Annotated in this window: 20 protein-coding genes; 13 read left to right on the forward strand and 7 right to left on the reverse strand. The window is 65.1% G+C overall.

Annotated elements, in window-relative coordinates:
- Nucleotides 1-86: 86 nt before the first annotated feature.
- On the reverse strand, nt 87-1169 hold the full coding sequence (locus tag JJB99_RS14345) for a lysylphosphatidylglycerol synthase transmembrane domain-containing protein (protein ID WP_200499360.1): 1083 nt from the start codon (nt 1167-1169) through the stop codon (nt 87-89).
- 426 nt (nt 1170-1595) lie between these two features.
- Between JJB99_RS14345 and JJB99_RS14350 the strand changes: the two genes are divergently transcribed.
- A complete protein-coding gene (locus JJB99_RS14350) occupies nt 1596-2102 on the forward strand; it encodes a ferritin-like domain-containing protein (RefSeq protein WP_200499361.1) in 507 nt (168 codons plus the stop codon).
- A 67-nt stretch (nt 2103-2169) separates the two neighbouring features.
- On the opposite strand, the gene JJB99_RS14355 is transcribed toward JJB99_RS14350, so the two are convergent.
- On the reverse strand, nt 2170-3408 hold the full coding sequence (locus tag JJB99_RS14355; protein WP_200499362.1) for an MFS transporter: 1239 nt from the start codon (nt 3406-3408) through the stop codon (nt 2170-2172).
- A 220-nt stretch (nt 3409-3628) separates the two neighbouring features.
- Here JJB99_RS14355 and JJB99_RS14360 point away from each other — a divergent pair, with 220 nt between their 5' ends.
- Nucleotides 3629-5038, forward strand: a complete 1410-nt coding sequence (locus JJB99_RS14360; protein ID WP_200499363.1) for an MFS transporter — start codon at nt 3629-3631, stop codon at nt 5036-5038.
- A gap of 113 nt (nt 5039-5151) precedes the next feature.
- Entirely contained in the window at nt 5152-7551 is a 2400-nt protein-coding gene (locus JJB99_RS14365) for a bifunctional diguanylate cyclase/phosphodiesterase (RefSeq protein WP_200499364.1), read from the forward strand.
- Between the two features lie 79 nt (nt 7552-7630).
- On the opposite strand, the gene JJB99_RS14370 is transcribed toward JJB99_RS14365, so the two are convergent.
- On the reverse strand, nt 7631-8065 hold the full coding sequence (locus tag JJB99_RS14370; RefSeq protein WP_200499365.1) for a hypothetical protein: 435 nt from the start codon (nt 8063-8065) through the stop codon (nt 7631-7633).
- A gap of 65 nt (nt 8066-8130) precedes the next feature.
- On the opposite strand from JJB99_RS14370, the gene JJB99_RS14375 reads away from it, so the two are divergent.
- Nucleotides 8131-8718: a hypothetical protein gene (locus JJB99_RS14375; RefSeq protein WP_200500161.1), complete on the forward strand. Its 588-nt coding sequence runs from the start codon at nt 8131-8133 to the stop codon at nt 8716-8718.
- An 8-nt stretch (nt 8719-8726) separates the two neighbouring features.
- Here the strand turns inward: JJB99_RS14375 and JJB99_RS14380 are convergent, their stop codons facing one another.
- Nucleotides 8727-10070, reverse strand: coding sequence for a PLP-dependent aminotransferase family protein (locus JJB99_RS14380; protein WP_200499366.1), 1344 nt, complete (start codon nt 10068-10070; stop codon nt 8727-8729).
- 185 nt (nt 10071-10255) lie between these two features.
- Between JJB99_RS14380 and JJB99_RS14385 the strand changes: the two genes are divergently transcribed.
- Nucleotides 10256-10492 (forward strand): DUF1127 domain-containing protein, encoded by a 237-nt coding sequence (locus tag JJB99_RS14385; RefSeq protein ID WP_200499367.1) that lies wholly within the window; start codon nt 10256-10258, stop codon nt 10490-10492.
- A 313-nt stretch (nt 10493-10805) separates the two neighbouring features.
- Here JJB99_RS14385 and JJB99_RS14390 read toward each other — a convergent pair whose 3' ends face one another.
- The 3 genes from JJB99_RS14390 to JJB99_RS14400 form a co-directional block, all read right to left on the reverse strand.
- Nucleotides 10806-11267: a hypothetical protein gene (locus tag JJB99_RS14390; RefSeq protein ID WP_200499368.1), complete on the reverse strand. Its 462-nt coding sequence runs from the start codon at nt 11265-11267 to the stop codon at nt 10806-10808.
- A 172-nt stretch (nt 11268-11439) separates the two neighbouring features.
- Nucleotides 11440-11865, reverse strand: coding sequence for a universal stress protein (locus JJB99_RS14395; RefSeq protein WP_200499369.1), 426 nt, complete (start codon nt 11863-11865; stop codon nt 11440-11442).
- Nucleotides 11866-11930: 65 nt separating this feature from the next.
- On the reverse strand, nt 11931-12467 hold the full coding sequence (locus JJB99_RS14400) for a SixA phosphatase family protein (RefSeq protein WP_200499370.1): 537 nt from the start codon (nt 12465-12467) through the stop codon (nt 11931-11933).
- A gap of 173 nt (nt 12468-12640) precedes the next feature.
- Between JJB99_RS14400 and JJB99_RS14405 the strand changes: the two genes are divergently transcribed.
- The 8 genes from JJB99_RS14405 (at nt 12641) to JJB99_RS14440 (ending at nt 24845) form a co-directional block, all read left to right on the forward strand.
- The gene (locus JJB99_RS14405; RefSeq protein ID WP_200499371.1) at nt 12641-14110 is read left to right on the forward strand and encodes an NAD(P)/FAD-dependent oxidoreductase; all 1470 of its coding nucleotides are present in this window, start codon (nt 12641-12643) and stop codon (nt 14108-14110) included.
- Nucleotides 14111-14197: 87 nt separating this feature from the next.
- Nucleotides 14198-14710: a peptide-methionine (R)-S-oxide reductase MsrB gene (gene msrB, locus JJB99_RS14410; protein ID WP_200499372.1), complete on the forward strand. Its 513-nt coding sequence runs from the start codon at nt 14198-14200 to the stop codon at nt 14708-14710.
- A gap of 178 nt (nt 14711-14888) precedes the next feature.
- On the forward strand, nt 14889-17141 hold the full coding sequence (locus JJB99_RS14415; protein WP_200499373.1) for a flagellar hook-basal body complex protein: 2253 nt from the start codon (nt 14889-14891) through the stop codon (nt 17139-17141).
- Between the two features lie 34 nt (nt 17142-17175).
- The gene (gene flgK / locus JJB99_RS14420) at nt 17176-19059 is read left to right on the forward strand and encodes a flagellar hook-associated protein FlgK (RefSeq protein WP_200499374.1); all 1884 of its coding nucleotides are present in this window, start codon (nt 17176-17178) and stop codon (nt 19057-19059) included.
- 21 nt (nt 19060-19080) lie between these two features.
- The gene (locus JJB99_RS14425) at nt 19081-20964 is read left to right on the forward strand and encodes a flagellar protein (protein ID WP_200499375.1); all 1884 of its coding nucleotides are present in this window, start codon (nt 19081-19083) and stop codon (nt 20962-20964) included.
- 71 nt (nt 20965-21035) lie between these two features.
- Nucleotides 21036-21818 (forward strand): hypothetical protein, encoded by a 783-nt coding sequence (locus tag JJB99_RS14430; RefSeq protein ID WP_200499376.1) that lies wholly within the window; start codon nt 21036-21038, stop codon nt 21816-21818.
- Between the two features lie 298 nt (nt 21819-22116).
- Nucleotides 22117-23352 (forward strand): ATP-grasp domain-containing protein, encoded by a 1236-nt coding sequence (locus JJB99_RS14435; protein WP_200499377.1) that lies wholly within the window; start codon nt 22117-22119, stop codon nt 23350-23352.
- Nucleotides 23349-24845, forward strand: a complete 1497-nt coding sequence (locus JJB99_RS14440) for a pyridoxal phosphate-dependent decarboxylase family protein (RefSeq protein WP_200499378.1) — start codon at nt 23349-23351, stop codon at nt 24843-24845. Before JJB99_RS14435 ends, JJB99_RS14440 begins: the two co-directional genes overlap by 4 nt.
- Nucleotides 24846-24883: the final 38 nt, after the last annotated feature.

The raw sequence follows: 24883 nt of genomic DNA on the forward strand, positions 1-24883 counted from the left end.
TTCAACGGCAAAGTTGAGGCGGAAATAAGAGAGGATTGCTCGCCCGCCTGCAACGTTTGTCTGGCTCTTTGCGGGCCGCGTGCAACTCAGCGCTTGCTGGCCTGCCGCACCAGGCGCTCGCGCTCCATCGGGGTCACCTGCTTGGGCAAATTGGCCTGTGCGCAGGCTTCCGCCAGCCGCCGCCGCTCCTGCCAGGGCTGGACCACGTTCATCCAGAGCTCGCGGGTGCCCATGATCGAGATGGCGAGGCCGAACGGGATCACGAAATAGAGGATGCGGAACACCAGCAGGGTCGCCAGAAGCTGTTCGCGGCCGAATTCGGGCAGCGCCACCAGCATGGCGGCGTCGAACACGCCGATTGAGCCGGGGGCATGGCTGGCAAAGCCCAGCAGCGTCGCCAGGATGAACACGACGGCGAGCGAGAGGAAGTCGATCGGCGGATTGGCCGGGATCAGGAGGTACATCGCCAATGCGCAGAAGCCGAGATCGACCACGCCGATCAGGATCTGCACCAAGGTCAGCGGCGCTGACGGCAGCACCACCTTCCAGCCCTTCTGGCCGAGCTCGCGGCGCTTCTCGCCCATACAGAGCCAGACCAGGTAGGCGGCGATCGCGGCGAGGCCACCGAATGCGATCAGCCGATTGATCGAGGAGGGCAGCTGATCCATGTACGAGGCGGCGTCCGGATGGATTGCCATGCCGATCGAGAGCACGAAGATGTTACCGAGCCAGAAGGTCAGGCCCGACAGGAAGCAGATCTTCGCGACGTCGATCGCGTTCAGCCCATAATCCGAATAGATCCGGAAACGGATCGCGCCGCCGGTAAAGACGGTGGCGCCGATGTTGTGGCCGATCGAATAGGACGTGAAGCTGGAGAGTGCTGCGATGCGATAGGGCACGTGCTTCTTGCCGATCGTTCGCAACGCAAAAAAGTCGTAGAAGGTCAGCGTACAGAACGCGAAGACGACACAGATCGCCGCCAGGCCGATGTTTTCCCGGGGAATCTCGGTCAGCGCGGTCAGGATGACGCCGGTATCGATGCCTTTGAGGGTCCGCACAAGCGTAGTGACCGCGAAGGCGATGATGAAGACGCTCGCGGCAACTCCGAGCCGTCGCCAGCCGATCCATCTTTTGAAGCCGCGTTTCAGCGCGGGCAGCAGTCCGTGCATTCATCCTCCCGGCAGGGGGCAAGACCGACCGGGCCAGGCATTGGCCGGTCGGACGCGATCACCGCCACACGTTGGCGTCGATCGCTAGCATGATCCAGCTCATTTAAGGCAAAAACCGCGACTTGTGCAGCCCTTGACAAGGATAGGTTCTGCATCAGACCCGCTACTTTTGTCATACGCAGTTCACATCGGAGGCGCGTTAAGCATATGAGTCGTGACGCCGGCCCGGATCGCCGTCCGTGCCTTGGCAGGGTTTCAAATCCTGGCGCCGGCGCCCTTGTTCCAGCGTAAAGCGATGCACGCTTTTTTGGAACGTGGATGGCATGTGCTCGTTAGCGCCCCATCAGCAATCGAACATGGCGGAATGTCCGGCTTTTCGCGCAAGCCGATGCCCCCGTGTTCCCGAAACCCGAAAGGATCGGACAGATGGGACTGTTCACAAAAGACATCAAAACCATGAACGACCTGTTCGTGCACCAGCTCCAGGATATCTACTACGCGGAGCAGCAGCTCACCAAGGCGCTGCCGAAGATGGCAAATAAGGCCACCGATCCGCAGTTGAAGCAGGGCTTTTTGACGCACCTCGAAGAGACCAAGCAGCACGTCGCGCGCCTCGAGGAAGTGTTCAAGATGCACGGTGCCCAGGTGAAGGCGGTCGACTGCCCGGCAATCGACGGCATCATCGAGGAAGCCGACGAGACCGCCGGCGAGGTCGCCGACAAGGCTGTGCTCGATGCGGCGCTCATCAATGCGGCGCAGGCTGCCGAACATTACGAGATCGTCCGCTACGGCAGCCTGATTGCCTGGGCCAAGCAGCTCGGCCGCAACGATTGCGCCAGCGTGCTCGCCAAGACGCTCGAGGAAGAGAAGGCGACCGACAAGAAGCTGACCACCATCGCCGAGAGCAAGGTCAATCTGCGCGCGGCGAGCTAAGCCGAACGAACTTCCGTCAGGAGACGCCGTGCAGCCGCGCGGCGTCTCCTTTCGGGCTTTGCCTATTCTATCTGTTCTGCGGCACCGCCTGCTCGTCCCGGTATTTCAGTCCGAACATCAGGGCAACCACCGCGAAGGCCGCAATGGTCGCCGCAAAGACCAGGCTCGCCACGGTCATGCTCGTTACTGTCGAGAGCACGCCGATCCCGATCACTGGAAGCGCGTTGCCGAGAAAGCAGCAGATGAAATAGGCCGAGACCACCTCGGCACGGCGATCATCCGGTGCGATCTGGTTCACCACCTGCAGGCTGCCGCGATAGCCGAGGCCTGCGGCGACGCCGCAGATCGCGGTCGACGCGATCATGATTGCGAGCGACCCAACGAATTGGGCGGCCGCGAGCAGCGCAAGGCTCGGCAGCATCAAACCGAGCGACCACAGCATCGCGGTGCGGCTGGACAGTGACCGCGTCAGGGCGATGACCAGGGCAACGGCAGCGGCGAGCTCGAGGAAGATCGCGCCGGCGACGGCGTGGCTGGTGACATGCAGCTCGTTGGCGAGCACGCTCGGTGCAAGCGCGGCGAAAAAGGCAACGAGGGCCATGGCGCCGAAGCCCGTCACGGCAGGCGCCACGAACCGGGGCCGGATCGACGACGGAACGCCTGCGCGCGGCCGGATCGACAGCTGCGCGAACGCGGCCAGCGGCCGATCCACGGTCTCGCGCGCGAACGCGAGCAGCGCCGCGACGATGACCAGCACCGCGAGATAGGCGATGAACGGGGTTCGCAGCGGAAGCGCGACATATTCGGCAAGCAGGCCGGCGATCAGCGCGCCGAGGCCGAGGCCGGTGAAGTTCGCGATCGTCGCAATCACGGTGGCGCGCGAGCGGTCCTGTTCCGCGATCAACTCGGCAAGCCACGCGGTGCCTGTTCCGGCGCCGATCCCGATGGCGAGGCCGCTCAGCACCCGCGCCACATACAGCGAAGCGACCCCGTGTGCGAACAGGAAGACCAGCGCGCCCGTGATGGCGATGCCGATCGCAATGACCGCCGTGCGCCGTCGCCCGACCTCGTCCGACATCCGGCCGAATACCAGGAGCGCGGTCAAATTGCCGATGACGTAGACGGCATAGATCAGCGTCAACGTGATCTGGGAGAAGCCGAACTGCTGCTTGTAGATGACATAGAGCGGGGTCGCGATGGTGCTGCCGGCGAACAGCGCCCCAATCAAGCAGCCGACGGCAATGATGGTTGCGGTCTTGCCGAGCTCCGATGTTCCTGGAATCGAGGTGTTGCCAGCTCTCGCCATGACGTCCTGCCTTGAAGGGAACATGAAAGGATCAATCGAAGCGATCTCGCCCTGTTCCCATGCTTCCGCGCGGACGGGACTTGCACGGCGAGCAGGGCGCGACGCTTCGTCTCCCGCGAAAAACTACGATGTATCGTGCGGCGATGCTTCGATCATAACCGAAGCATGATGGCGCGATGGAGGTGTATGTTTCGCATGGGGCTGCAATCGAGGTGGCAGCATGCGAGCAAGCACCATCAAATTCGAAATCTTCGACGGCGGAGCCGGCATCTCGCATGCGGGCTCGCGCCTTGCAACGTCCCTCACGCTGGCTGCGATGAGCCTCGGCTATGCCGTGGTGCAGCTCGACATTACTATCGTCAATACCGCGCTTGATGCCATGGGCAAGACGCTCGGCGGCGGCGTTGCCGAAGTGCAATGGGTGGTCAGCGCCTACACCATCGCGTTTGCCGCCTTCATCCTGACGGCGGGCGCGCTCGGCGACCGCATCGGCGCCAAGCGCATCTTCATGGCGGGATTCGCGATCTTCACCGCGGCCTCACTGGCGTGTGCGCTATCGCCCAATGCCATCATGCTGATCGCCGCACGGCTGGTCCAGGGATTGGCGGCGGCGATCCTGGTGCCGAACTCGCTCGCGCTGCTCAATCATGCCTATGCGGACGATCGCGCGCGCGGCCGCGCCGTTGCGGTCTGGGCGGCAGGCGCCAGCCTTGCGCTGACCGCCGGCCCGTTCGTCGGCGGCGCACTGATCACGCTGGTCGGCTGGCGCGCGATCTTCCTGGTCAATCTGCCGATCGGGCTCGCCGGCCTGTGGCTGAGTTGGCGCTACGCGACCGAGACCACGCGCGCAACCTCGCGCGAGATTGATCTGCCCGGACAGCTCGGCGCGATCGGTGCGCTTGGTGCGCTCGCCGGCGCGATCATCGAAGCCGGCGCGCTCGGCTGGGGCCATCCTGCGGTAATCGGAGCTTTTGTCGCGGCGGCTGTTCTCGCCGTGCTCTTCATCTGGCGCGAGAACCGCGCGGCGCAGCCGATGCTGCCGCTGTCGCTATTCAGCCACCGGCTGTTTACCCTGACGACGGTCGTCGGCCTCCTCGTCAACGTCGCGATCTATGGCCTGATCTTCGTGCTCAGCCTGTACTTCCAGCGGGTCAACGGCCTCTCGGCATGGTGGACCGGCCTCGCCTTCGTGCCGATGATGGGTGCAGTGCTACCGGTCAACTTGCTGGCGCCGCGGCTCGCCGAACGCATCGGATCCTGCCCGACCATCGTCGTCGGTGCCTGCATCTCGGCATTCGGTTGCCTCGGCCTGCTCTGGATCGGGACCGGGACGAGCTACTGGGCGATCTGCACGCAGTTGATCGCCATCAGCGGCGGACTTGGTCTCTTGGTGCCGCCGCTGACCTCGACCTTGCTCGGGAGCGTCGAGAAGCCGCGATCCGGCATTGCCGCCGGCGTGCTGAACGCGACGCGGCAGACCGGCAGCGTGCTCGGCGTCGCGCTGTTCGGCTCGCTGGTGGCCCCGGAAGCAACCTTCATGATCGGGATGCATCTGTCGCTGATCATTTCCGCCGCCGTCCTGCTGCTTGCTGCGGCCGTGATCGGCCTTGGCGCGAAGGTACAGGGGTAAACAACGCGAGCGACCGCACACATTGTCTGTTCACCATTCTTCGAACCGGCGCAGAACTGGTTACCGACTGTCCACCCTCTGCCGGTTCTAGTGCGCTGGAACAGGGGCGGGCAATGTATCAAATTCTTTACTGTCTCACCGACCAGCATGATTGGCGCCTGGTCGCACTCGGCGGCGCGGTGTGTCTGCTGGCCAGTGCGGCGGCGATCAGCTTGTTTCACCGGGCGCGTGCGGCGCGCGGGGGCGCTCGCGTGGCGTGGATCGCGCTCGATGCTGCCGTTACCGGCTGCGGCATCTGGGCCACCCATTTCATCGCGATGCAGGCGTACGGGCCGGGCGCCGGCGGCGCCTACAACATCCCCGTGACGGTGCTGTCGCTGATCTTTGCGATCGCGGTCACTTTTATCGGTCTCAGCATCTCGGTGTCGACGACGCGCGGACCCCTGATTGCATTCGGCGGAGCCGTCGTCGGCGGCGGCGTGGCGGCGATGCACTACACCGGCATGATGGCGTTGGAGATTCCCGCCCATGTCGGCTGGGCGACCGGTACCGTGACCGTCTCGATCCTGCTCGGCATTGTCTTTGGATCGTTCGCTTTCCTCGTCGCGGGACGGCGCGACAGCGTGTCGAGCGCTCTCGGCGCGACGGTCCTGCTGACGGTCGCCATCGTCTCACATCATTTCACCGCCATGGGCGCGCTGGAGTTGACGCCTGATCCGGCACTCGTCGTCAGCGGTCTTTCGATCCCGCCGGCATCGTTGTCGATCCTGACCGCCAGCGCGGCCGCCGGCATTATCGCCATCGCGCTCGCGGCGGCCATACTCGATCGGCGCGCGAAAAGCGAGATCGGACGTCAGCAGGTCGTGCTGGACACCGCGCTCGAGAACATGTCGCAGGGCCTGTGCATGTTCGACGCGGACGGCAGGATCATGCTGTTCAACGAGCGTTACGCGGCAATGCTCCGTTGCACCGACATCGCGCTCGCAGGCCGCCTGCTGGTCGACGTGCTCAAGGAAGAGCAGGCCAAGGGCCAGTGGCAGGGCGACGCGGATCAATTCTTTGCGCGCCTCGTCGCCGACGCACGCGAGGGCCGCACCACGACCGACGTCGTCGACCGGTTCGGACGCTCCATCCGCGTCGTCAACCAGCCGATGCAGGGCGGCGGCTGGGTCGCAACCTTCGAGGACATTACCGAATGGCTGGAGGCACAGGCCAAGATCTCGCACATGGCGCGGCATGACGCGCTGACCAGCCTGCCGAACCGCGTGCTGTTCCACGAACAGCTCGAGCAGGGACTGCGCCGGACCAGGTCCGGCGACCAGCTGGCAGTGCTCTGCCTCGACCTCGATCATTTCAAGGACATCAACGATTCGCTCGGCCACCCCATCGGCGATGCGCTGCTGAAAGAGGTCGGCCGCAGGCTGAAGGCCACCGTCGGCGAGAACGACACCGTGGCGCGGCTCGGCGGCGACGAGTTCGCCGTGGTCCAGATCGGACGTTCCGAGGAAGCCGCGGCCAGATCCCTTGCCGGCCGCCTCGTCGAGGTGATCTCGGCGCCTTACCAGATCGAGGACCATCAGATCGTGATCGGCGTCTCGATCGGCATCTCGCTGTCGCCGCAGGACGGGAGCGATCCGGACGAGCTGTTGAAGAACGCCGACCTTGCGCTGTACCGCGCCAAGGCGGACGGCCGCGGCACCTATCGCTTCTTCGAGACCGGCATGGACGCGCGCGCGCAGGCGCGGCGCCTCCTGGAGATGGATCTGCGCGCGGCGCTTCAGCGCAACGAGTTTGCGGTCTACTACCAGCCGATCCGCGACGTCGCCAGCGACCAGGTCGTCGCGTTCGAGGCCTTGCTCCGCTGGAACCATCCGCAGCGCGGCCTGATCTCGCCTATCAACTTCATTCCGCTCGCCGAGGAGACCGGCCTCATTCTCCAGCTCGGTGAGTTCGTGCTGCGGCGGGCCTGTATCGATGCGGCGACCTGGCCGGAAGAGATCGGCGTCGCTGTCAACCTGTCGCCGGTGCAGTTCAAGAATCCGACCCTGATCGCGTCCGTGACTGAGGCGCTGGAGACGTCAGGGCTCGCTGCGCGCCGCCTCGAGCTTGAGATCACCGAATCCGTGCTGCTGCAGAACAGCGAGACGACGTTGACGACCCTGCACGAGCTGCGCGCCATGGGCGTGCGGATCTCGCTCGACGATTTCGGCACCGGCTATTCGTCGCTGAGCTATCTGCGCAGCTTCCCGTTCGACAAGATCAAGATCGACCGCTCGTTCGTGTCGGAGCTGGCGACGCGCGAGGATTCCATGGCGATCATCCGCGCCGTCACCGGTCTTGGCCGCAGCCTCGGCATCGTCACCACCGCGGAAGGCGTCGAGAACGACGCGCAGCTCGAGCTACTGCGGCGCGAGGGCTGCACCCAGGCGCAAGGCTATCTGTTCAGCAAGCCGCGGCCTGCCTCCGACGTCGCGAGCATGCTGGAGCGTCCGCAGCTACGCGCGTCGGCCTAGAATTTTTTGTTTGAGCATGATCTCCGCGCAAACGCGTTTGTCGCGAGGGAAAACCGCTGTACAGTTTCCAGAGCATGCTCTAGCCGCGGCGCAGCGCGAAATGCGCGCCGCAGAACGCCATCACGGCACCAAGACAGAGTGCGGCAAGGGCGGCCAGCATGCCCGAGATGGTGGGGACAGCGCTCGGCACCGAGGCCGCCTGGCCTGCGCCAGCGAGCAGGAGCACGCCGACCGCGATCAGGAACTGCCGCATGCGGTGCGGGATCTGGCCATCGGCGGCGCTCTGCATCAAGGTCGCCGTGAAATAGCCGCCGGAGAAGCCGACCGTTGCAATCAGCCACCAGGCGATCGCCGCGCCCGCAGGCATCAATTCATGCGTGTCGGAGCGCCAGAGGCCGCCGAGGTCGAGGCCGTAGCGCGCGCCCAGCATGTGCACTGCAAGCGCGAGCAGCACGCCGGAGATCACGGCGGCGCCGAGAATCAGGCGGCGCGGAAAAAAGGTCGTCTCAGCCATGTCCCGCTTGTAGGATGGGCGAGGGCGATCGCGCAAGCGGATCGCAGACGGGATTGATCGTGAAGATGCAGGTTTCGGACGCGCAAGGCGCCGCAGGTGCGAGCTACGCCTACAAGGCGTCGCTGATCGGCTCGGCGCATCGCTTCGAGCTGACGGAGGAGGGCCTGTCCTGGCACATCGCCGGCCGCTCGGGCCTGTGGCGCTATGACGAGATCAGCGCTGTCAGATTGTCGTTCCGTCCGGTCTCGATGCAGCAGCACCGCTTTCGCGCCGATGTCCGCCACAGCGGCGGCGGCCGCATCGCAATCCTGTCGACGAGCTGGCAGACCGCGGCACTGATGGCGCCGCAGGACAGCGGGTTTCGCGATTTCATCGTCGAATTGCACGCACGGATGGCCAGGGTCGGCAGCCGCGCTGTGCTGATCGCGGGCCTCGGCCGCAAGACCTATGCGGCAGTGCTGGCATTCCTCGCGGTGCTGACAGTGGCGATGATGGGCCTCCTGATCCGCGCGCTCCTGATCGGCGAGTTCGCCGGTGCGCTGTTCATCATCGGCTTCGCCGCTTTGTTCGCCTGGCAGGTTGGTGGCTTCGTGCGGCGCAACCAGCCGCAGAACTACAGCTTTGATCGTGTGCCGAAGGCCCTGCTGCCCTAGACGAGCCGCTACTCCGTCGAGTCGAAATCCTCTTCCTTCGTGCCGAGCAGCGAGACGATCGTGCGCAGGCCGGAATCGAGCTGCTCGAACGAGGGCGGGGCAAGTGCGAGGCGCACCGCATTCGGGGCATGGCCGTGCGCGATCGCAAAGGTCGAGGACGGCGTCAGCGCGATGCCGCGCCTTGCTGCGGCGGCAACGAAGGTCTGCGAGCGCCAGTGCGGCGGCAGCGTCAGCCACAAATGATAGGAGCGCGGATCGGCGGCGTGCTGGTAGCCGGCCAGCAACCGTGCCGCAGTGTGCTGGCGGCGCGCGGCGTCGATGCGCTTCAAACGTGTCAGCTCGGCGACGGTGCCATCGGCCATCAGCCGTTGTCCGGCCGCCAGCGCATGGCCGGAGGCGATCCAGCCGCCGGTGCGCACCGCGCTCATCACGCTCTCGCGCAAGCGAGGCGGCGTGACGAGGATGCCGAGCGCAAGCCCCGGCGCGACCTTCTTGGACAGGCTGTCGAGCACGATGCAGCGGTCAGGCCCGAGCGCCGCCAGCGGCGTGTCGTCGGCGAGGAAACCGTAGACGGTATCCTCGATGATGGTGAGGTCGAGCTTCTCGGCGACGCGCATGATGTCGGCGCGCCGCGTCGCGTTCATGGTGACACCGAGCGGGTTCTGGATGATGGGCTGCAGATACAGCGCCGACAGATGCGCCTCGCGATGCGCCTTCTGGATCGCCTCGGGCCGCGCGCCGTGCTCGTCCACCGGAATCGGGACCAGCGTCACACCTAGCCGCGCGGCGATGCTCTTGACGTAAGGATAGGTCAGTGCCTCGACGCCGCAGCGGCCGCCGGTGGGGACGAGCGCCGCGATCGCGGCTGCGAGCGATTGCTTGCCGTTGGCGGTGAAGACGATCTGCTCGGCTTGCGGTGCAAAATCCTTGCGCGCGAGATAGGCGGCGGCGGCAATGCGCGCGCTCTTGGTGCCGGTGCTGGTCGAGACCCGCAGCGCGGATTCGAGCGCATCGACGCGCTCCAGTCCCGCGAGACTCTTGGCGATCATCGCCCATTGCTGCGGCAACAGGGGGTAATTGACCTCGAAATCGATCCGGGCATCGCGCGGCTCGCTGATGGTCTCGACCTCGCGCCTGACGTCGCCGGAGATGAAAGTGCCGCGGCCGACCTCGCCGACGACGAGGCCGCGGCGGAGCAATTCCGTATAGACCCGGCTCGCGGTCGAGACCGCGATGCCACGGTCATAGGCAAAATTGCGCTGCGGCGGCAGCCGGTCGCCGGGCCTTAACGTGCCGTTAGTGATATCGGCCGCAATGGCATCGGCAAGCTTCACGTACTCAAACTTGGACATTATTGCACCGAGAGCAATCTTTTACTTGCTCCGAGAAGTGTACTGGAGCATTTAAGTTCCATCAAGTTCCGCGATGAGCCGAGGACAGCGAGAGCAATCCGACGGCAAACGAGGTGCAGGCGCTGACAGCGTCCGCGCCAACGGCACCTGCTTCGCCGCGCGGGACAACGGGCCGGAGAAGAAACATGACCAGCATCTCGCAAACTGCCGGGCGGAGTTTACGCCCATCCTCATCGGGCGGATTTTTCCGCGCGCTTGCTAACGGCGCGTATGCGCTGTTCGACCGCCTGGAGCGCCGCTCCGCCGTCAAGACGCTCAGTGAGCTCGACGACCGCGCCCTGCGCGACATCGGGATCACGCGCAGCCAGATCGAGGACGCGGTCTACGGTCAGGTCAAGGCCGAGCTGACGCGGTATTTGTGAGAGTTGTCCTCTTGTCTCGGACGCGCAGCAACGCGTGAGCGTTGCTGCGCAGAGCCGGGACCCAGCAGGACACACGGACGACTGTAGCATGGGCCCCGGTTCTGCAGCGCACCGTCGAAGAGACGCTGCGCTGCGTCCGGGGGCACGAGACCCCGAGTTTTCGCGCACAGATGTTCTACATCGTCATTTGCGAGCGCAGCGAAGCAGATCCTCCGCGGAAAGACTCTGGATTGCTTCGCTGCGCTCGCAATGACGGAGTGTGAGTGACATGGTCGCTCCGTCCGGGCTACAAGGTTTTGAGCTTGCAGATGGATCAGGCGAATGCGACCTGGTCCCATGCTCCGCCGAGGACCCGATCCTCTTCGGAATGGTCGGGCTTGGCGTGCCGTGTTATCGCGGTGCTGCGCTGACGCCTGTGACGGATATCCAGACGCCGCAATTGCGCCGCGGTATTGCCTACGCGGGCAGCGACACGTGCCGCGGCCTGTTTGACGACGAACAGGATCGTCGTGACGCGGCTCAGCACGCCGAGCAGGATCACCACCGAGAAGATGTCGATATAGGCGAGGAAGTCGCCGACCAGCATCAGCTCCGGCGGAATCGGGATTCTATGATAGTAGGCCAGCACGATGATCGCGACCGGGATGAGAGCGATCACCTTCCGCACGGTCAGCCTGTCCAGCAGCGCGGCGAGTTGCACGACCAGCACTTCCCATAACGCATCGCCGATCGCGAGCGGGATCTCGTAGGTCCATCTCCGCCACCATCGCTTCATGACATTGCTCCGAGTTGAGTGCTGACCATCAGTTTGTAGGCTGGCGGAGCGATAGGCGACAGCTGCTTCCAATCGTCATTGCGAGCGAAGCGAAGCAATCCAGCCTCGCTCCTAGGTGGAAGTCTGGATTGCTTCATTGCTTCGCTCCTTGCAATGACAGCGTGGCGCGAGCTCAGTGCCTGACCACCAGCACCGAGCACTTGGCGTAGCGCACGACGTGCCCGGCATTGGAGCCGAGGAAGTAGGTGCGCATTGCCGGCCGGTGCGAGGTCATCACGATCAAATCGGCCTTCATGTGTACGGCTTCCTCGAGGATCTCGTGATAGATGCCGCCCTGGCGCACCACGCTGGAGATGCGGGACGGCTCGATGCCGGATTCGCGCGCGACGATGGCGAGGGCTTCTTCCGAGGTCTGGCGTTGCTGCTCGTCGAAATCGGCCGGCACGTATTCAGCCAGCATCACCGGTGTCATCGGCAGCACATTGAGCAGGCGCACCGAGCCGCTCCAGGTCTGCGACAGCGTTGCCGCGGTTGCGATCGCCGGCTTGGCGAGATCGGTGTCGGCGAGGTCGATGGGCACGAGGATGGACTTGAACATCTGCGCCTCCAGTCTTCCAGTTAGCGTGTCGTGCAGTTAGCTCGTCTTGCCGGCACGCCGCGCGATCAACCCGATCGAAGCAGCTTGGGGCTGACGAGCAGCACCAGTTTGCCGCGGCGGTAGGCCACGTCGCGCCAATCCTTGACATCAAAGTCGAAGATCGCAAGCCCCGCGGTGGGCAGGTTGTCGGCGAGCGCCTTGGCGCCGGCGGGATCGCCGCCGCCCATCAGCATCAGGGCGACCTCATGCATGCCGGGATTATGGCCGACCAGCAGCAAACGCTTGGGGTCGGCGGGGGCGGTTGCAGTGCGAATGGAGTCCAGGATCTGCGCGGGATCGGCGCCGTAGAGTTCCGGCAGCACCTCGACCTCGGGCGCCGCGACGCGGTCCTTCATCGTCTCCCAGGCAATGTCCCAGGTCTGCCTGGCCCGGACGGCGTGCGACACCAGCACGGCGTCGGGGAAGGGGGGATGCGCGGCGATCCAGTTGCCCATCTGCGCAGCATCCCTGTGGCCGCGGTCGTCGAGCCGCCGGTCCTGGTCACGGCCGCTCGGCGCGTCGGTTTCCGTCTTGGCGTGACGCAGCAGCATCAAACGGCGCATGGCATTCTCGAATCGTTCCACGTCCAGAATAATCTACAGGCGCCCGTTGAGGACAAGGTGACAAGCGCCCGGCTGGCATTGTTTGAGCAGGATCTCCGCGCAAAACCGAATCCGGGTTTGTCGCGATAGAAAACCGCTGCACACTTTTCCGGATCATGCTCTAAGAAAACGACATGAGCGAGACTTTCACAAGCGTGTCCCAGCAGGAAGCCGGCTTTCGCGACCGCACGCGGCTGTCATTCGATCTTGACGCCGACATCTGCGTGATCGGGGCGGGACTGGCCGGACTCTCGATCGCGCTGGAGGCGGCGCGGCTCGGGGCCAGCGTCGCGGTGCTCGAGGGCCGCCATATCGGCTGGAACGCCTCCGGAAACCAGCTCGGCACCGTGATGCCTGGCTTTGCGCTGCCGCTCACCGATCTGATCGAGCGCGTCGGCTTCGAGGACGCGCGCGAATTGTGGACGCTGTCGAAGGAAGGCGCCGAGTTCGTCCGCGCCAATGCCAGCGAAGAGAACATGCCGGGCATCGGCCGCAGCGATGGCGTGCTGGAAGTCTCCAATGTCGATGCCGGCGACCGGCTGATCAGCCGGCTGCAGATGCTGAACGAGGATTTCGACACCGAGGTCGAGGGCTGGCAGGTTGATCGCGTCCGCGCGGTGCTCAAGACCGATCATTACTTCCACGGCGTCTATTATCCGAAGGCATTCCAGGTCGACGGCCGCGAATACGTGCACGGCCTGGCGGCGCTGGCGCGGCGGGCAGGCGCCCGCATCTTCGAGGATACGCCGGTGGTCAGCATCGATCATTCCGGCATCCGCAAGCGCATCGTCACGCCCTCGGCGCGGCTGCGCGCCACCCACATCGTGCTCGCCGGCAACATCCATCTCGGTGCGCCCTTGCGGCGCCTCTCCGAGACGTTGTTGCCGGTCTGGCGCTATGCCGGCATCACCGCGCCGCTCGGCGAGCGCGTGCACGAGATCATCGCCTTCAAGGGATCGGTGATGGATTCCGACGGCGTCGATCATTTCCGCATCATCGACGGCGACCGCCTGATGTGGGAGAGCCCGGAGACCACCTGGGCCGCGCGTCCGCAGCGTTTTGCGGGCAGCGTCAGGCGGCGGATCCGGTCGATCTTCCCCGAGCTCGGCAACGTCGAGATCACCGACATGTTCGGCGGCGCCACCGGCCAGACCGTGCACGGCATGCCGCAGATCGGCCAGCTCCGCAAGGGCCTATGGGTCGCGAGCGGGTTCGGCCGCCAGGGCATGAACATTTCGGCCATGGCCGGACACCTGATCGCGCGCAGCATCCTATGGGGTGACGAGCGCTGGAAGCTGTTCTTGCCGTTCGAGCTGGTCTGGGCGGGCGGCGCCGCGGGGCGCGTTGCGGGCCGATTGGTCGGAATGTGGGGCAGGGCGAGTTCGGCCGCTGCAGGCTCGCTGGCGCGCTACCGCGAACGGGCAAGGATCAAGGACCGGGGACGCGAGGCGCGGCTGGCTGAAGCCAATCGGGCCGCCGGCACGGGTCCGCGCCGTCTGCCGCCCGGTGTCCGGCCGCAGGTGGTGTCGCCGCCCAAACCGGCGGCCCAAGGACCAGAACAAGCCGTGGAACCGGCTTCGCAGGATACCGGCGTCCCGCAATAAGCCCGGCGAAAAATTCCGCCCGGAAGTGTAACATGGGCCGTTAGAGCCCGTATCTCAGGGCGTGGATGCTCCCGCACGGAGAATGAGATGTTTGACCGCCGCATTCTGCTAACGACTGTCGCCGGCCTGTTCGGCCTTTCGGCCTTCCGCTGGCTGCGAGGGACGCCTGCCGAGGCTGGCGAGAAGGCCACGGAAAAGTTCGACATCGAGAAGACGGAGGCCGAGTGGCGTGCCCAGCTGACGCCGCAACAATATGAGATCCTGCGCAATCACGGCACCGAGCGGCCCGGCTCCAGTCCGCTGCTGAAGGAGCACCGCAAGGGCACCTTCGCCTGCGCCGGCTGCGACCTGCCGCTGTTTGCGTCGGAGACCAAGTTCGAGAGCGGCACCGGCTGGCCGAGCTTCTACCAGCCGATCGAGGGCAATGTCGGCAAGACCGAGGACCGCACCTACGGCATGGTGCGCACCGAGGTGCATTGCCGCCGCTGCGGCGGCCATCTCGGCCATGTCTTCGACGATGGTCCGAAACCGACCGGTCTGCGCTACTGCATCGACGGTTTCGGGCTGGTCTTCCACCCGGCCGCGGCGTCGGCGACGTAAGGAAAGTCCCGGCAATTGTTGCCGGCCCGGCAATTGTGCCCCGGTCGTTCGGCCGGGGCATCTCTATTTAAGTTATTGATTTCCTGAAGATACCCGCATTGGCATAGCCCTTGCGACTGTCTCTTCCGACTGCGGCCATGGTCGACCGGCTGCCGGGATCGGATTTGGAGACAAGGTTATGGGTATCTTCGATGCAATGAATACCTCGGTGGGTGGCCTGCAGGCGCAGTCCTACGCGCTGCAGAACATTTCCGGCAACATCGCGAACTCATCCACCACCGGTTACAAGGGCATCGGCACCAGCTTCGTCGATCTCATTCCCGACTCCTCGGTGCCGAGCAAGCAGGTCGCCGGCGGTGTGACGGCGAACGCGAAAGCGACCATCACGACGCAGGGCACGATCTCGGGCTCCACGGTCGCGACCAACATGGCGATCACCGGCGACGGCTTCTTCTCGATCCAGAAGGCGACCGGCATCGTCGACAACGTGCCGGTGTTCAGCGGCGTCACCTATTACACAAGGCGCGGCGACTTCCAGCTCAATGCCAACGGCAACCTGGTCAACGGCGCTGGCTATTACCTGATGGGCGTCACGGTCGATCCGAAGACCGGCAACCCGCAAGGCAACGTGGCGACGGTCCTGAAATTCCAGAACAACTTCATCCCGGCGCAGGCGACCACCTCGATCCAGTACGCGGCGAACCTGCCGACCCAGCCGAACACGGCGGCGAGCTCCACCGCGGCGAGCGGCACGCTGCTCGCAGCTGGCGGATTGAACCCCTCCGACTTCTCGGCCAACCCGCTGCCGGTGGGCACGCCGCCCGCACCCTACACCAATGCGACGGTGGCCGGCGCGGCCGCCACCGGCAACATCCGCTCGGCGTACTCGTCGACGACCGGCACGGGCACGGTTGCGCTCCAGAACAACTCGTCGGCGGTGGCCTCCACCACCACCTCCCTCGACAACACCGTCGGCACGCATCTCGCCTCCAGCATCCTCACGGCGCTGAGCGGCCAGACGCTGACCATCAACGGCAACACGATCACCTTCAACGGCGGCACCACGGTCACGACGACCGGCAGCAACACCACGATCGGCCTCGGTGCGGGCACCACGGCAACGGTGGGCAGCATCCTGAACGCTATTCAGACGGCCGGCGGCGCCGGCGTCACCGCCACGCTCTCCGCCAGCGGCAACATCCAGATATCGACCGGCACCGGCACCGACGTCGCAGTCAACAGCGGCTCGGCAGCCACGGCGCTCGGCATCAGCAGCGTCACGCGCGGCGGCAACGTACTGTCCTCGCCCGCGATCACCGGCGCCACGGTGCTGAGCGGCAGCGCGACCGCCGGCGGCGCCGAGGTGCTCTCCTCGGGCTTCGCGGCGGGCGACACCATCACGGTCGACGGCCAGACGCTGACCTTCATGGCCTCGGGCGCGTCGGGTGCGAACCAGATCAACATCACGGACAACATCACGACCCTGCTCGGCAAGATCGACGCTCTCTCCGGCGCGTCGGGATCTTCGGTCAGCAGCGGCGGCGTGATCACGCTGAACACCGGCACCGTTTCCAACCTGTCGGTGTCCAGCTCGAACAGCGCCGCCTTCGCCGCGCTCGGCTTCACCTCGACCATCACCAAGAATCGCGACGGCGGCGGCACCGCCGGCACCGGCGGCGTGGTCGGCAACGACATCGCCACTTTCACCAAGGAATCGATCAGCGGCGGCGCAGTGACCGCCTACAACGCCGCCGGCACGCCAGTGAATTTGCAGCTGCGCTGGGCCAAGACCGACAGCGCCTCGCTGGGCGCCGGACATTCCGATAGCTGGAACCTGTTCTATCAGACCGATCCGAATGCGACCGGCACGACGGTCGGCTGGGTCAACACCGGGCAGGCCTTCACGTTTGCCAGCGACGGCTCGCTGACCTCGCCGAGCGGTTCGGGCATCACCATCAACAATGTCAGCGTCAGCGGCCAGTCGCTCGGCTCGGTCGCCTTCAACATCTCCTCGGGCGGGCTGACGCAATATGCCAGTACCAGCGGCGCGGTGACCATCAACACCATCACCCAGAACGGCTATGCCGCCGGCCAGCTCCGCTCCGTCGCCGTCAACAACAACGGCCTCGTGGTCGGAACCTTCTCCAACGGCCAGAACCTCGATCTCGCCCAGGTCTCGCTGTCGCACTTCAACGGCACCAATTACCTGAAGGCGCTCGACGGCGGCGCCTATGCCGCGACTGAGCAGTCGGGACCTGCGATCGACGGTGCTTCGGGCACCATCAGCGGCTCGTCACTGGAAGGCTCGAACACCGACATCGCCGACGAATTCACCAAGCTGATCGTGACCCAGCAGGCCTATTCGGCCAACACCAAGGTGATCACGACCGCGAATTCGATGGTGCAGGACCTCCTGAACGTGTTGCGCTGACCGGCGCGTGACGTAACCAAAGGCGGCCAGTGATATGGGTTTGAGTTCAGCCCTTGCCAGTGCGATGAGCGGTCTGCGTGCCAACCAGGCCGCGCTCTCGATCGTCTCCTCGAACGTCGCCAACTCGCAGACGCCGGGTTACGTCGTCCAGACCCCGAACCAGATCGAGGTCACCACCGGCGATTTCGGCTCCACGGCGATGACGACAGGCGTCAGCCGGGAGCTCGACACCTATGTGCTGAACCAGCTGCGCACCGAGAGCGGCGGCAGCGGCTATGCCGACCAGATGGCCAACATCCTGAAGCAGCTTCAGAATGTCTACGGCACGCCCGGCAACGACGGCACGCTCGAAAGCGCGCTGAACAAGTTCACCACGGCGCTCCAGGCGCTGTCGACGAGCTCGGGCGCGTCGTCGGCGCAGACGGTTGCCCTTGGCGCGGCGCAGGCACTGGCAAAACAGCTCAACGTCACGACCACGGGCATCCAGTCGCTGCGCTCCAATGTCGAGCAGGACCTCGGCAATTCGGCGCTAGCCGCCAACGCGGTGATGCAGCAGGTCGCCGACATCAACACCAAGCTCCAAGGCCTGTCGGCCAACGATCCCTCCGCCGCGACGCTGATGGACCAGCGCGACCATGCCATCAACACGCTGTCGAAATATGTCGACGTTCGGGTCACCACCGACGGTTCGAACCAGGCCAACATCTACACCACGACCGGCATCCAGCTGGTCGGCGCCGGACTCGCCTCGCAATTCACCTTTGCGTCTGCCGGTGCGCTGTCGGCGACCTCGCTCTACAATAGCGACCCGGCCAAGTCTGGCGTCGGTGCGCTCAATATCAAGTTGCCGAACGGCTCGCAGGTCGACGTCGTCGCCAACAACGTGGTCTCCTCGGGCCAGATCGCGGCCGACCTGAAGCTGCGCGATCAGACCCTGGTGCAGGCGCAGAACCAGATTGACCAGCTCGCCGCGACGATGTCGAGCGCGCTGTCGGACAAGACCACGGCCGGCAGCACGGTGTCCGGCCCGCCGCCCGGCTTCGATCTCGACCTTGCCGGTGCGCAGCCGGGCAACACGGTCAACATCACGTACACCGATACGGCCACCAACACGCAGCGCCAGATCACGCTCATCAACGTGACGGATCCTGCGGCGTTGCCGCTCCAGAATGCCACCAACGCCAATCCGATGCGAGTGGGCGTCAATTTCTCTGGCGGCACGAGCGCAATCGCGTCCGCGCTCAACACCGCGCTGTCGGGCTCGCATCTGTCGTTTTCCGCCGCCCCGTCGCCGGCGACCGCAACGACGCTGCGGGTCACCGACGACAACAGCGGCCTTGCCAAGGTCAATTCGTCCTCAACCACCAAGACGATCTCGTCGCTGGTCTCGGGCAATCCGCAACTGGCGCTGTTCACCGATGGCGGGCAGGCGCTCTACACCGGCGCGATCACCGCGTCGGGCTCGCAGATGACCGGCCTTGCCGGGCGCATCGCGGTGAACACGCAGCTGGTCAGTGATCCGACCAGGCTGTCGGTCTACAACACCGCGCCGGTGACGCCCGCGGGCGACACCACGCGCTCGGACTATCTCTATTCCCAGCTCACCAATGCGGTGTTCTCCTATTCGCCGGCGACCGGCCTCGGCTCGGCGAACCAGCCCTTTACCGGCAGCGTCTCGAACTACCTCCAGCAGTTCCTGAGCATCCAGGGCAATGCCGCGACACAGGCAAGCCAGCTCCAGCAGGGCCAGAGCGTCGTGGTCTCGACACTCCAGGCCAAGTTCAACTCGACCTCCAGCGTCAACCTGGACTCGGAGATGTCGAACCTGATCCAGCTCCAGAATGCCTATGCCGCCAACGCCCACGTCATGTCGGTGGTGCAGAGCATGATGAACACTTTGATCCAGGCTCAAGGGTAACAAGTAACAGGGCTCTGAAAGATGTCGATCAGCAGCATCAATTATTCCTCGTCGGTTCTCGGCTCGCAGATCCGCAACATCAATCAGCAACTCACCGACCTATCGACGCAGCTCTCGACCGGCAAGCTGTCGCAGAACTATTCCGGCATGGGCACCAACGAGGGCTTTGCGATCGCCGGACGCTCGCAGCTCTCCAACATCGCCGCCTATACCGACACGATCACCAACGTCAACGTCAACATCAACCTCGCCAACACTGCGCTCCAATCGCTGACGACGATCCGCAACACGGTGCAGACCGGCTCCGCCAACACTGCGCAGGACCTCAACGTCAACGGCCAGACGGTCGCGCAGAACACCGCCGCCGCGCAGTTCGGCTCGATGGTCGGCGTTCTCAACACGCAGTCGGGAAACCGTTATCTGTTCTCCGGAACCGCCGTCAACACGCAGTCGGTCGCTGATGCCGGCGACATCATCAACGGCACCACGACGCAGGCGGGCTTCAAGACCGTCCTGGCGGAGCGCCAGGCCGCCGATCTCGGCGCCAGCGGCAAGGGCCGCCTGGTGCAGACGCAGCCGACGGCGAGCTCGGTGCAGGTGGCGGAGGACGCCGCGGGCTCGCCGTTCGGGCTCAAGATCAAGGCGGTGTCCTCGACGCTGACGGGCGCGACCGTTACGGGGCCGAGCGGCTCGCCGGTGTCGTTCTCGGTCGATCTCAACGGCGTCAATCCGAACAACGGCGACAAGCTGAGCGTTCAGTTCACGCTGCCGGACGGCACGACCGAGCAGATCGACCTGACCGCGTCGACAGCGACGCCGACGCCGCTCGGCAGCTTTGCGATCGATGCCAGCGTTCCGGTCAATCCGAACAATACTGCGGCGAATCTCAACACCGCGCTGAACACCGCGATCACGAAGCTCGCCAACACCTCGCTGGTGGCGGCGTCCGCGATCGTCGCCGGCGACAATTTCTTCAATACTGCAAGCTCGGCGACCGGCACGCCGGTCAACAACCAGGCGGCGACGCCCGTGCCGATCACCGGAGCGACGGCGCTGTCCGGCGCCAGCCCCTCGGATTCGATCTCGCCGGGCTTCGTTGCCGGTGACACCATCACCGTCAACGGCACCACGCTCACCTTCGTCAGCTCGGGCGCGACCGGCAACCAGCTCAATGTCGGCGACAGCATCCAGGCCCTGCTCGGCAAGATCGACCAGATCACGGGGACCTCGAAGCCTTCGACCGTTCATGGCGGTGTGATCACGATCAATACCGACGACGCGGCAAGCCTCAACATTACGAGCTCGAATACGGGTGCGCTCGGCTCGCTTGGTTTCGGCTCGACACCTGTCACCGCGACCCAGCCGCCGCTGCGCGTCGGCTCGTCACCGGCGAGCTCGGCGACGACGCTGGTGAACGGTTCGGCCACCACCGTGAAATGGTACCTCGGCAATGACGGGCCCGGCTCGCCGCGCTCCACCGCGATGGCGCGAGTCGACGATTCCGTCACGGTGCAATATGGCGCACAGGCCGACGAGGACGCGATCCGCCGGCAGTTGCAGGCGATCGCGGTGTTCGGGACGTTCTCGACCTCGCCGGGCGGGCAATATTCGGGCGGGCAGGTCTCGGCGCTGAGCCTGCGGGTGACGCAGGCACTGACCCAGCAGCCGGGCCAGCAGCGTATCGAGGACATTCAGACCGACATCGCGATGGCCCAGAACACGATGAAGGACGCGTCCACGCGCCAGACCCAGGCCAAGGCGCAGCTTCAGTCTATCATCGACCAGGCGGAATCGGCCTCGCCGGACCAGGTGGCGAGCGAGATCCTGTCGCTCCAGAACGCGCTCCAGGCATCCTACCAGACGACTTCGAAGCTCGCCCAGCTCTCGCTCGTCAAGTTCCTGTAAGGATGCGTTAAGACGCCGTTAACCATGCCTGTTTACCTCTTGGTGAGGATTGGAACGGGGACGAGCGGCCGATGTCGGACACGATGCGACTGGTGGTGGCGACGCCGTGCTTCGGAGGGCAGGTGTCGAGCATCTATGCGAGCTCGATTTTCGCGCTCCAGCGCGCCGTGCACGGCATGTCCAATCTCGAGCTCAAGGTGCACATGCGTGACGGCGACGCGCTGATCACGCGGGCGCGGGCCAATCTGGCCGCGATGTTCCTGGACGATTCCAAGGCAACCCATTTTCTGTTCATCGATGCCGACATCGGCTTCAGGCCGGAGCAGGTGTTTCGGCTGATCGAATGCGGAGCGGACGTCGTCGCCGGCTGCTATCCGATCAAGCGGGTCAACTGGGACAAGGCGAGGCGCGCGATCGACGCCCGCCGCACTGATGTGGGCGCGGCCTCGCTCGACTACGTACTCGAGGTCGAGGACCCCGACCGTATCGTCGTGGTCAACGGCTTTACGCGCGTGCGCTACGCCGGCACCGGCTTCCTGATGATCCGCCGCCACGTGCTGGAGACGATGTGCCGCCATCCGGACTATGCCAAGCTGCAATTCTTCCGCGAGCATTCACATGACACGCTGACGGCGAGCCAGAACCGGTTCGCGCTGTTCGAATGCATGATCGATCCGGCGACCGGCACCTATCTCTCCGAGGACTTCGCCTTCTGCAAGCGCTGGACCGATATCGGCGGCGAGATCTGGGCCGACATCCAGAGCTCGCTCGACCATGTCGGGCCGTCCGTATTCCACGGCGACATCGCCTCGCAATTCGCAGCCGCGCCCGCGGCGGCAGCCGAGGCGGCGTGAGCGTTCCGGGATGAGCGCCGGCGCATCCCCTCTGCCAGTCCTGGAGCGCACATCTGGTAGCGGCTCGCGCGCAGCGTCTGGCATTGCGCGCTCCGGTGCGGAGCCAGCGGTCGTGGGTGCTATCGAGGCCAGCCTCGCGCAAGGCCGCTGCGCTCTTCTGCAAATCGAAGCCTGGTCGCCGGACACGGCGCAGGCGCAACGCAATGTGCAGCATGCTCGATCGCGTCGCCCATGTCCTGAAGATCGAGCTGCTGCTTGACCGTACCGCGCCATCCCGGCGTAGCCTGATAGGTTTGAGATGTTGCATCCGCTTGCCGCGCCGAACTATGCCGACCGCATCGGCTTTGCGCATTTGACGCGCCAGGCCTTCGAGGGTGTCGATCTGCACCCATTGCGCGAGCGGCTGTTGGCGCGGATCGCCGAGGGAACGGCGCTGGCGGGCGAGGGGCTGGACTTGTCCTTGATCGCTCAGCTGATGGGCGAGAAGGAAGCCGGCCTCGTGATCCAGTCCGAGGTGCTCTCCTTCCATCAGCTGTTTCGCACGCCCACTGCGGCACCGAAGCCGGGCCTGCGCGTGCTTGCGCTTGCAGCCGACATCGACATGGGCGGCAACACGCCGATTGAATTTCTGCTCGAAGGCTCCGATATCGAGCTCCTGACACTCTATGTGACCAAGGCGACAGGCTTGCCGGAAGCATTGCCTGATCACGACGTTGCCATCGTGGTCGCATCCGATTCCGAGGAATGCCGCGACGCGCTTGCGTTGATCGCAAAGGCGGCGCCGCGCTGGCCGCGGCCGCTGCTCAACCGCCCCGAGCTGATCGGCAATCTCGACCGCGACAAGCTGTACCGGCTGCTGGCTGATATCCCCGGTCTCGACATCCCCGTGACCGCCCACGCGACGCGCGCGCAACTGACGGCTCTGTCGGAGGGGCGGATCGCTTGTGCGGAGATCACGGGCGAATTGCACTTTCCGATGATCGTGCGGCCGCGCGGCACGCATGCCGGCGTCGGGCTTGCGAAGATCGACGATGCGGCAGCGCTCGCGGTCTATCTTGCCGAGCGGCAGGAGCAGGACTTCTTCGTCGCGCGTTTCGTCGATTATGCGAGCCCGGACGGGCTCTATCGCAAGATCCGCCTCACCATGGTCGACGGCAAACCCTATGCCTGCCACATGGCGATCGCCGATCGCTGGGACATCTGGTACCTCAACGCTTACATGGCGTTCAGCGAAGAGAAGCGCGCGGAAGAAGCCGTCTTCATGCAAGACTTCGACCATGTGTTCGCCGCGCGCCACAAGACTGCACTCGACGAGATGAGCAGGCGCGTCGGTCTCGATTATTTCATCGTCGATTGCGCCGAGAACCAGAACGGCGAGCTGCTGGTGTTCGAGGCCGACAACACCGCCGTCGTGCACAACATGGATTCGCCGGTGGTGTTTCCGTACAAGCCGCCGCAGATGCGCAAGATCTTTGCCGCGTTCACTTCGATGCTGTCGCGGCATGCAAAGGCGGGTGAGGGGAGCGCAGAATGAACGAGATCATCCGCAACACACAAGACTCCGTCACGGGCGCCTCGCTCGATCCGCAGGACTGGAGCGAGTTTCGCGCGCTCGCCCACCGCATGCTAGACGAGACGATCGACGGCATCGCCAACATTCGTGCGCGTCCGGTGTGGCAGCCGATCCCCAATGAGGTCCGCGCCGCATTGAAGAGCGATGTGCCGCGTGAAGCAAGCGATCTTGCCGAGGTCTATCGCCAATTCGCCGAACATGTCGCTCCTTATGCGACCGGAAATGTCCATCCCGGCTTCATGGGCTGGGTGCATGGCGGCGGCACCGCGGTCGGCATGCTCGCGGAGATGCTCGCGGCCGGCCTCAACGCCAATCTCGGCGGGCGCGATCACATGCCGATCGAGGTCGAGCGCCAGATCGTCGACTGGATGCGCCGCCTGTTCGCCTTGCCGGAAAGTGCGAGCGGCATCTTCGTCACGGGCACGTCGATGGCAAACCTGATGGCGGTGCTGGTGGCGCGCACGGCTGCGCTCGGCACGCAGGCGCGGCAGCACGGCATCGGCAACGATGGCGCGTTGCTCACGGCCTATACGTCGCGAGCCGCGCATGGCTGCATATCGCGCGCGATGGACATTGCCGGATTTGGCACCGATGCGCTGCGCAAGGTCGGGATGGATACCGATCATCGCATCGATGTCGAAGCGCTGCGGGCGCAGATCGCGACCGATCGCGAGGTCGGTTTCAAGCCATTCCTCGTCGTCGCCTCCGCCGGCACGGTCGATATCGGCGCGATCGACGATCTCAAGGCGATCGCGCGGCTGTGCCGGGACGAAGGCATCTGGTTTCACGTCGATGGCGCCTTCGGTGCGCTCGCGATCCTCTCGCCCGAGCTGGCGCCGCTGCTTGGCGGCATTGAGCTTGCCGATTCCATTGCGCTCGACTTCCACAAATGGGGGCAGGTGCCCTATGACGCCGGCTTCCTTCTGGTGCGCGATGGCGAGCAGCATCGCCAGGCCTTTGCGCAACCGGCGGCGTATCTCAGCCGCGAGTCGAGGGGACTTGCAGCGGGCGCAATCTGGCCCTGCGATCTCGGCCCCGATCTGTCGCGCGGCTTCCGGGCGCTGAAGACCTGGTTCACGCTGAAGACGTTCGGCACCGATCACCTTGGCGCCGTGATCGCCCGCAGCTGCGCGCTGGCAAAATATCTGGAGGCGCGCGTTCTCGCCGAGCCGCGGCTGGAGCTGCTGGCGCCGGTGAACCTCAACATCGTCTGCTTCCGCTACCGCGCGGATGACGCGGTCAATCGCGAGATCGTCGCCGATGTCCATGAGTTGGGCATTGCGGCACCGTCGAGCACGACGCTGAACGGCAGGTTTGCGATCCGCGCTGCCATCGTCAATCATCGCACCGAAGCGACGGACATCGATGCGCTGGTCGCTGCCGTGCTGGACTTTGGTGCACGGCGCAGCGGCGGCGTGATCGAGGTCGAGGCGCCGCCGCTCGCGGCGCAGTGACATCAAGGCGGCTCAAAGCACAACGCCCCGGACCTGGT

This window comes from Bradyrhizobium diazoefficiens (genome assembly GCF_016616235.1).
GTDB lineage: Bacteria > Pseudomonadota > Alphaproteobacteria > Rhizobiales > Xanthobacteraceae > Bradyrhizobium > Bradyrhizobium diazoefficiens_H.

What these genes read in the sequence shown, in the direction of transcription:
- JJB99_RS14375 (WP_200500161.1), top strand. Translation starts at nt 8,131, where the DNA reads ATGCAGGTTTCGGACGCGCAAGGCGCCGCAGGTGCGAGCTACGCCTAC.
- JJB99_RS14350 (WP_200499361.1), top strand. Translation starts at nt 1,596, where the DNA reads ATGGGACTGTTCACAAAAGACATCAAAACCATGAACGACCTGTTCGTG.
- JJB99_RS14415 (WP_200499373.1), top strand. Translation starts at nt 14,889, where the DNA reads ATGGGTATCTTCGATGCAATGAATACCTCGGTGGGTGGCCTGCAGGCG.
- JJB99_RS14360 (WP_200499363.1), top strand. Translation starts at nt 3,629, where the DNA reads ATGCGAGCAAGCACCATCAAATTCGAAATCTTCGACGGCGGAGCCGGC.
- JJB99_RS14425 (WP_200499375.1), top strand. Translation starts at nt 19,081, where the DNA reads ATGTCGATCAGCAGCATCAATTATTCCTCGTCGGTTCTCGGCTCGCAG.
- JJB99_RS14380 (WP_200499366.1), bottom strand. Translation starts at nt 10,070, where the DNA reads ATGTCCAAGTTTGAGTACGTGAAGCTTGCCGATGCCATTGCGGCCGAT.
- JJB99_RS14385 (WP_200499367.1), top strand. Translation starts at nt 10,256, where the DNA reads ATGACCAGCATCTCGCAAACTGCCGGGCGGAGTTTACGCCCATCCTCA.
- JJB99_RS14400 (WP_200499370.1), bottom strand. Translation starts at nt 12,467, where the DNA reads ATGCGCCGTTTGATGCTGCTGCGTCACGCCAAGACGGAAACCGACGCG.
- flgK (WP_200499374.1), top strand. Translation starts at nt 17,176, where the DNA reads ATGGGTTTGAGTTCAGCCCTTGCCAGTGCGATGAGCGGTCTGCGTGCC.
- JJB99_RS14365 (WP_200499364.1), top strand. Translation starts at nt 5,152, where the DNA reads ATGTATCAAATTCTTTACTGTCTCACCGACCAGCATGATTGGCGCCTG.
- JJB99_RS14390 (WP_200499368.1), bottom strand. Translation starts at nt 11,267, where the DNA reads ATGAAGCGATGGTGGCGGAGATGGACCTACGAGATCCCGCTCGCGATC.
- msrB (WP_200499372.1), top strand. Translation starts at nt 14,198, where the DNA reads ATGTTTGACCGCCGCATTCTGCTAACGACTGTCGCCGGCCTGTTCGGC.
- JJB99_RS14395 (WP_200499369.1), bottom strand. Translation starts at nt 11,865, where the DNA reads ATGTTCAAGTCCATCCTCGTGCCCATCGACCTCGCCGACACCGATCTC.
- JJB99_RS14370 (WP_200499365.1), bottom strand. Translation starts at nt 8,065, where the DNA reads ATGGCTGAGACGACCTTTTTTCCGCGCCGCCTGATTCTCGGCGCCGCC.
- JJB99_RS14345 (WP_200499360.1), bottom strand. Translation starts at nt 1,169, where the DNA reads ATGCACGGACTGCTGCCCGCGCTGAAACGCGGCTTCAAAAGATGGATC.
- JJB99_RS14440 (WP_200499378.1), top strand. Translation starts at nt 23,349, where the DNA reads ATGAACGAGATCATCCGCAACACACAAGACTCCGTCACGGGCGCCTCG.
- JJB99_RS14355 (WP_200499362.1), bottom strand. Translation starts at nt 3,408, where the DNA reads ATGGCGAGAGCTGGCAACACCTCGATTCCAGGAACATCGGAGCTCGGC.
- JJB99_RS14405 (WP_200499371.1), top strand. Translation starts at nt 12,641, where the DNA reads ATGAGCGAGACTTTCACAAGCGTGTCCCAGCAGGAAGCCGGCTTTCGC.
- JJB99_RS14430 (WP_200499376.1), top strand. Translation starts at nt 21,036, where the DNA reads ATGTCGGACACGATGCGACTGGTGGTGGCGACGCCGTGCTTCGGAGGG.
- JJB99_RS14435 (WP_200499377.1), top strand. Translation starts at nt 22,117, where the DNA reads ATGTTGCATCCGCTTGCCGCGCCGAACTATGCCGACCGCATCGGCTTT.